This is a genomic window from Ideonella sp., assembly GCF_036277275.1.
In the GTDB taxonomy this organism is placed as follows: domain Bacteria; phylum Pseudomonadota; class Gammaproteobacteria; order Burkholderiales; family Burkholderiaceae_C; genus Ideonella.
This window is the reverse complement of record NZ_DASUNH010000168.1, coordinates 1-5,797: the sequence shown is the minus strand read 5'-3', so window position 1 is coordinate 5,797 and position 5,797 is coordinate 1. Positions and strand designations below refer to the sequence as shown.

The window sequence follows — 5,797 nt, the reverse complement described above, 5'->3', positions numbered from 1 at the left end:
GTGGTGATGAGCTCCATCCTCAAGCCGGGGCAATACAGCGGCGTGTTTCCGATCGATGAAAATGGCAACTGGGAGAAGAACGCAGCGACACTGCGCCAGTTGCACACCTTGCGCACGCGGTTGCGCGCGCTTGAGAAGAAGAGCTCACCATGAACACCGTGATGGACATCCACCAGATCCTCAAACGCCTGCCTCACCGCTACCCGCTGCTGCTGGTGGACCGGGTGGTCGAGTTGGACAAGAACGTCCGCATCCTGGCGCTGAAGAACGTCACGATCAACGAGCCGTTTTTCACCGGCCACTTCCCGCACCGCCCGGTGATGCCGGGCGTGCTTATCCTCGAGGCAATGGCCCAGTCGGCCGCGCTGCTGTCGTTCGCGTCGATGGACGTCGATCCTGGCGACGACATGGTGGTCTACTTTGCCGGCATCGACGCCGCGCGCTTCAAGCGCCCGGTCGAGCCGGGTGACCAACTGATGCTCGAAGCGCTGATCGATCGCGTGCGCGGTGGCATCTACAAGTACAAGGCCAAAGCGACCGTCAACGGCGAAATGGCCGCCGAGGCCGAGCTGATGTGCACGATGCGCAAGGTGTCCTGACACAGGACATGGCCAAGATCCACGCCACTGCCATCGTCGACCCCGCGGCCGAGCTGGACGCGTCGGTCACCGTCGGCCCCTACGCCGTCATCGGGCCGGATGTGCGCATCGGTGCCGGCACCAGCGTAGGCCCGCACACGGTGATCGAGGGCCGCACGACGATCGGCTGCGACAACCGCATCTTCCAGTTCGCATCGATCGGCGCGATCTCGCAGGACATGAGCTATGGCGGCGAGCCGACACAGCTGGTGATAGGCGACCGCAACACGATCCGCGAGTTCTGCACCCTCAACCTGGGCACGATGAAGGAAGAGGGCGTCACCCGCATCGGCTCGGACAACTGGATCATGGCCTACGTGCACGTCGCGCACGACTGCCGCGTCGGCAACCACATCGTGATGGCCAACAACGCCACGCTGGCCGGCCATGTGCATGTGGGCGACTGGGCGGTGATCGGTGGTCTGACGGGAGTGCACCAGTTCGTCCACATCGGCGCCCACGCGATGGTCGGCTTCCAGGGCCACGTGGCGCAGGATGTGCCTCCTTACATGACGGTCGACGGCAACCCGCTCGCCGTTCGCGCGGTGAACCTGACCGGGCTCAAGCGCCGCGGCTTCAGCAACGAGCGCATGGGTGTGATCCGCCAGATGCACAAGCTGATCTACCGCGATTCGCTGACGCTGGAACAAGCCACTGCCGCGATCGGCGCGCTGAAGGGCAGCCAGCCCGATGCCGACACCGACGTGGAAGCGATGCTCGACTTCCTGGCCGGCGCCAAGCGCGGCATCGTTCGCTGAAGGCCGGCGTGAAGGTGTCGAATCCCCGCCTGGGCATGGTGGCCGGCGAGGCCTCCGGCGATTTGCTGGCCGGCCTGCTGCTGCAGGGCCTGCGCGAGCGTTGGCCCGGCGTTCAGGCCGCGGGCATCGGCGGCCCGAAGATGCTGGCCCAGGGCTTCGACGCCTGGTGGCCGAGCAGCAAGCTGTCGGTTTTCGGCTATGTCGACGCGCTGCGCCACTACCGCGAGCTGGTCGGCATTCGCACTGCGTTGCGCAAGCGCTTGATCGCCGAGCGGCCGGATTTGTTTATCGGCGTCGACGCGCCAGACTTCAACTTCGGCCTCGAAGCGCCGCTGCGCGAAGCCGGCATCCGCACCGTGCATTTCGTCTGCCCGTCGATCTGGGCCTGGCGTGGTGACCGGGTGAAGAAGCTCGCCGCGGCCGCCGATCACGTGCTGTGCCTGTTCCCGTTCGAGCCCGCCTTGCTCGAGCAGCATGGCGTCAGGGCCAGCTTCGTCGGCCACCCGCTGGCCGACACGATCCCGCTGGAGCCGCCGCGCGAAGCGGCGCGCAACGCATTGAGGCTTGCGCACGACGACACCGTGGTGGCCCTGCTGCCCGGCAGCCGGCGCAGCGAGATCCGCTACATCGCGCCGGCGCTGCTGCAGGCAGCGGCCCTGCTGGCGCGCCAGCGGCCCGGCCTGCGCTTCGTGCTGCCAGTGGCGCCGGGGCTGCAGGACATGGTCTGGCCGCTGGTCAACGAGCTGGCCGGCGGCGCCGAGGTCGAACTCCTGGAAGGCCGCTCGCACGAAGCGCTGGCCGCCTGCGACGTGACGCTGATCGCCAGTGGCACGGCCACGCTGGAAGCGGCGCTGTTCAAGCGACCGATGGTCATCACCTACCGGATGCATTGGCTGAACTGGCAGTACATGAAGCGCCGCGCCTACCAGCGCTGGTTCGGACTGCCGAACATCCTCAGCCGCAAGTTCATCGTGCCCGAATTGCTGCAAGATGCGGCCACGCCCGAAGCCTTGGCCCGCGAGACCCTGGCCTGGCTGGACGACGCGCCGCGGCGCGCGCTGCTGAACGAACGACTGACCGAACTCCACCTGACATTGCGCCAGGACACGGCGCGCAAGGCCGGCGATGCGATCGCGCAAATCCTCGAAGCCTGAACAGATTTCGCTCGTTTTCGACGCACCTGGCCTGGTGGCGGGTGTGGACGAAGCCGGCCGTGGCCCGCTGGCCGGGCCGGTGGTGGCCGCGGCGGTGATCCTGGACGAGTTGAAGCCGATCCGCGGCCTGAAGGACTCGAAGGTCTTGACCGAGAAGAGGCGCGAAGCCTTGTTCGACGAGATTCGGGCGAAGGCCCTGTGCTGCAGCATCGCCGAAGCCAGCGTCGACGAGATCGATACGCTGAACATCCTGCACGCGACGATGCTGGCGATGCGCCGTGCCGTCGAAGGCCTGCGCCTGTTGCCGGGCAAGGTGCTGGTGGATGGCAACCGGCTGCCGGTGCTGCGCGTGCCGGCCGAGGCGATCGTCAAGGGCGATGCCAAGATCAAGTCGATCTCGGCCGCATCGATCCTGGCCAAGGTCCACCGCGACCGGCTGTGCTCGGTGCTGGACGAGGCGCATCCGCAGTACGGCTTCGCCACCCACAAGGGCTACCCGACGCCCGAGCACCTGGCGGCTCTGCGCACGCATGGCGCCTGCGTGGTGCACCGCCGCAGCTTCGCGCCGGTGCGCGAGGCACTGAGCCTGAAATGAACCGATGAACGAACCCCTGCTGATCACGGCACGCGACAACCCGCTGCTGCAGCGCATCCGCAAGCTGGCAGGCGACCCTGGCGCCTATCGCAAGCAAGGCCAGGTTTGGCTGGAGGGTGACCACCTGGTTGGGGCCGCGCTGCAGCGGGGCGTGGCGCTGGATGAAATGGTGCTGGCCGAGAGCGCGTGGGCCGAGCGGCCCGATTGGCGCGGCTGGGCTGCCCAGGCCCGGCGCGTGATGCGCGTGCCCGATCTGCTGTTCAAGACCCTGAGCAGCCTGGAATCACCGGCGCGGCTCGGTGCCTTGCTCGCCACGCCGCAGGCGCCGGCCATGGATCCCGCCGCCGCCAGCGTTGTGCTCGACCGGCTGCAGGACGCCGGCAACGTCGGCAGCATCCTGCGCAGCGCCGCTGCGTTTGGCGTGCGCCAGGTGTTGGCAATCAGGGGCACGGCCGGCTTGTGGTCGCCCAAGGTGCTGCGTGCCGGCATGGGGGCGCACTTCGGCCTGCATTTGATCGAAGGCCTGTCGCCTGAGGACCTGGCGGATTTGCAGGTGCCTTTGCTGGCGACCAGCTCACACGGCGGGCTGCTGCTCGGCGAAGCCCGGCTGCCGCAGCCTTGTGCCTGGGTGCTGGGGCACGAGGGGCAGGGCGTCGACGAAGCGCTGATGGCCCGTTGCGCCCACACCGTTCGCATCCCGCAGCCGGGGGGCGAAGAGTCGCTGAACGTTGCCGCGGCCGCGGCGGTGTGTCTCTTCGCGTCGACCTTGAACTGAGGGCTGGTCTCAAGAAACGAGGGCCGCTCCCGAGCTTCTTGGTCCCCTCGGGGAACGGGCCGGGCGAGCTCGGACCTTGGGCAGTCAGTAGATCAACCGGTCGGGCCGGATGTCGCGCAGGATGGTCGTCGCGATTTCCTCGATCGACTTGTGGGTCGAGCTGAGCCATGAAATGCCGCTGCGCTTCATCATCACCTCGGCTTCGCGCACCTCGTAGCGGCAGTTCTCGATCGCCGCATACTTGCTGCCCGGGCGCCGCTCGTGGCGGATGTGCGCCAGCCGGTCCGGGTCGATTGTCAGACCGAAGCACTTGCGCTTGTGCGGTGCCAGCGAGGTCGGCAGGTGGCCGCGTTCGAAGTCTTCCGGGATCAGCGGGTAGTTGGCGGCCTTGATGCCGTGCTGCATCGCCAGGTACAGCGAGGTCGGTGTCTTGCCGCTGCGGCTGACGCCGACCAGGATCACGTCGGCCTGCTCCAGGTTCTTCGCCGATTGGCCGTCGTCGTGCGCGAGTGAGAAATTGATCGCTTCGATGCGGTCGTTGTATTCCTCGCTCTTGGCAGCATCCGAGAACCGGCCCACCCGGTGGTTGGACTTGATGCCGAACTCGCGCTCGAGCGGCTCGACGAAGGACGCGAACATGTCCATCACCATGCCCTTGCAGCGGTCGCTGGTCAGAACGGACCGGATCGACTCGTTGGCCAGCGTGATGAAGACGATCGGACGCTTGCCTTCGGCGTCGGCGGTGGCGTTGATTTCCGAGACGACCTTGTCCGCCTTGTCGTGGCTGTCGATGAAGGGGCGCCGGATGTGCCGGGGTTTGGCCGAAAACTGCGCCAGGATCGAGTTGCCGAAGGTTTCGGCGGTGATGCCGGTGCCGTCGGAGACAAAGAAAACAGTGCGATTGGGCATGTCAGTTCCGGCGAGCCGTTCCAGGGGGCAGTCGAACCGCTTGAGGGGGCAGCGGGCGAGACAGGGGTCGAGTCATATTGCACGCGGCGGTTTCAGCGGAGGTTCAGCGATGATAGGCAATCCCTCCGTAGAATGACGCCCCAATTGACGTGCTCCTTGGACGAGCCGCTTCGGGCGGCCCGACACACACACCGCGGATGAGCCCCTGCAGCCTCAGAAATCGAACCACACGCGCTGCAGCGTGGGCCCCCGGCGTGGCAACAGGGGTGGCATGGCGCCAGGTTTTTTGTCATCAAGGAGCTTCCCCATGTCATCAACCCACCTGGCGACCGCCCTGGTCGCCCCGCTTGAACACCTGAGAATGACCGACGTCGAGGCAGTGGGCGGCAAGAACGCCAGCCTCGGCGAAATGATCAGCCAACTCGCTGCCTCGGGCGTGCGGGTGCCGGGCGGGTTTGCGACCACGGCGCACGCCTTCCGCGAGTTCCTGAAGCACGGCGGCCTGACCGAGCGCATCAACGCCCGTCTTTCCGCACTGGACACCGACGATGTGCGCGCGTTGGCCGAGGCCGGCGCCGAGATCCGCCAATGGGTGACCGACGCGCCGTTCCCGCCGGCTTTCGAGGCGGCGGTGCGTGCCGAATACGACCGCGTGGTGGCCGGCTCGCCCGATGCCACCTGGGCCGTTCGCTCGTCGGCCACTGCCGAAGACCTGCCGGACGCATCGTTCGCCGGCCAGCAGGAGACCTTCCTGAACGTGCACGGCATCGACGACGTGCTGCACAAGATGAAAGAGGTCTTCGCGTCGCTCTACAACGACCGTGCGATCAGCTACCGCGTCCACAAGGGCTTTGCCCACTCGGACGTGGCGCTGTCGGCCGGCGTGCAGCGCATGGTCCGCTCCGACCTGGGCTCGGCCGGCGTGATGTTCACGATCGACACCGAATCCGGCTTCAAGGACGTGGTGT

At 66.9% G+C, this 5,797-nt stretch carries 7 protein-coding genes and 1 pseudogene; 7 read left to right on the top strand and 1 reads right to left on the bottom strand.

Features of this window, described 5'->3' with window-relative positions; all coding sequences use genetic code 11:
- The 6 genes and pseudogenes from VFY73_RS28665 to VFY73_RS28640 form a co-directional block, all read left to right on the top strand.
- A pseudogene (locus tag VFY73_RS28665) lies at window positions 1-153 on the top strand (UDP-3-O-(3-hydroxymyristoyl)glucosamine N-acyltransferase); the annotation flags it as partial.
- 5 nt (window positions 154-158) lie between these two features.
- Complete coding sequence (fabZ, locus tag VFY73_RS28660; protein ID WP_329725006.1) at window positions 159-599, top strand: 3-hydroxyacyl-ACP dehydratase FabZ; 441 nt, start codon at window positions 159-161, stop codon at window positions 597-599.
- A gap of 8 nt (window positions 600-607) precedes the next feature.
- Window positions 608-1,396 carry an acyl-ACP--UDP-N-acetylglucosamine O-acyltransferase gene (gene lpxA / locus VFY73_RS28655; protein ID WP_329725004.1) on the top strand — a complete coding sequence of 263 codons (789 nt, stop codon included), beginning with the start codon at window positions 608-610 and terminating at the stop codon, window positions 1,394-1,396.
- Window positions 1,397-1,431: 35 nt separating this feature from the next.
- Window positions 1,432-2,550: a lipid-A-disaccharide synthase gene (lpxB, locus tag VFY73_RS28650; RefSeq protein ID WP_329725005.1), complete on the top strand. Its 1,119-nt coding sequence runs from the start codon at window positions 1,432-1,434 to the stop codon at window positions 2,548-2,550.
- Window positions 2,522-3,145, top strand: coding sequence for a ribonuclease HII (gene rnhB / locus VFY73_RS28645; RefSeq protein WP_329725003.1), 624 nt, complete (start codon window positions 2,522-2,524; stop codon window positions 3,143-3,145). Before lpxB ends, rnhB begins: the two co-directional genes overlap by 29 nt.
- 4 nt (window positions 3,146-3,149) lie before the next feature.
- On the top strand, window positions 3,150-3,920 hold the full coding sequence (locus VFY73_RS28640; protein ID WP_329725002.1) for an RNA methyltransferase: 771 nt from the start codon (window positions 3,150-3,152) through the stop codon (window positions 3,918-3,920).
- Between the two features lie 84 nt (window positions 3,921-4,004).
- On the opposite strand, the gene ppsR is transcribed toward VFY73_RS28640, so the two are convergent.
- The gene (gene ppsR / locus VFY73_RS28635) at window positions 4,005-4,829 is read right to left on the bottom strand and encodes a posphoenolpyruvate synthetase regulatory kinase/phosphorylase PpsR (RefSeq protein WP_329725001.1); all 825 of its coding nucleotides are present in this window, start codon (window positions 4,827-4,829) and stop codon (window positions 4,005-4,007) included.
- A 307-nt stretch (window positions 4,830-5,136) separates the two neighbouring features.
- Between ppsR and VFY73_RS28630 the strand changes: the two genes are divergently transcribed.
- Window positions 5,137-5,797 (top strand): PEP/pyruvate-binding domain-containing protein (locus VFY73_RS28630; RefSeq protein ID WP_329725000.1); only part of this gene is annotated, 661 nt, incomplete at its 3' end.

Coding starts and splice junctions, on each gene's coding strand:
- lpxA (WP_329725004.1), top strand. CDS start 608: ATGGCCAAGATCCACGCCACTGCCATCGTCGACCCCGCGGCCGAGCTG.
- lpxB (WP_329725005.1), top strand. CDS start 1,432: ATGGTGGCCGGCGAGGCCTCCGGCGATTTGCTGGCCGGCCTGCTGCTG.
- rnhB (WP_329725003.1), top strand. CDS start 2,522: ATGCGATCGCGCAAATCCTCGAAGCCTGAACAGATTTCGCTCGTTTTC.
- VFY73_RS28640 (WP_329725002.1), top strand. CDS start 3,150: ATGAACGAACCCCTGCTGATCACGGCACGCGACAACCCGCTGCTGCAG.
- ppsR (WP_329725001.1), bottom strand. CDS start 4,829: ATGCCCAATCGCACTGTTTTCTTTGTCTCCGACGGCACCGGCATCACC.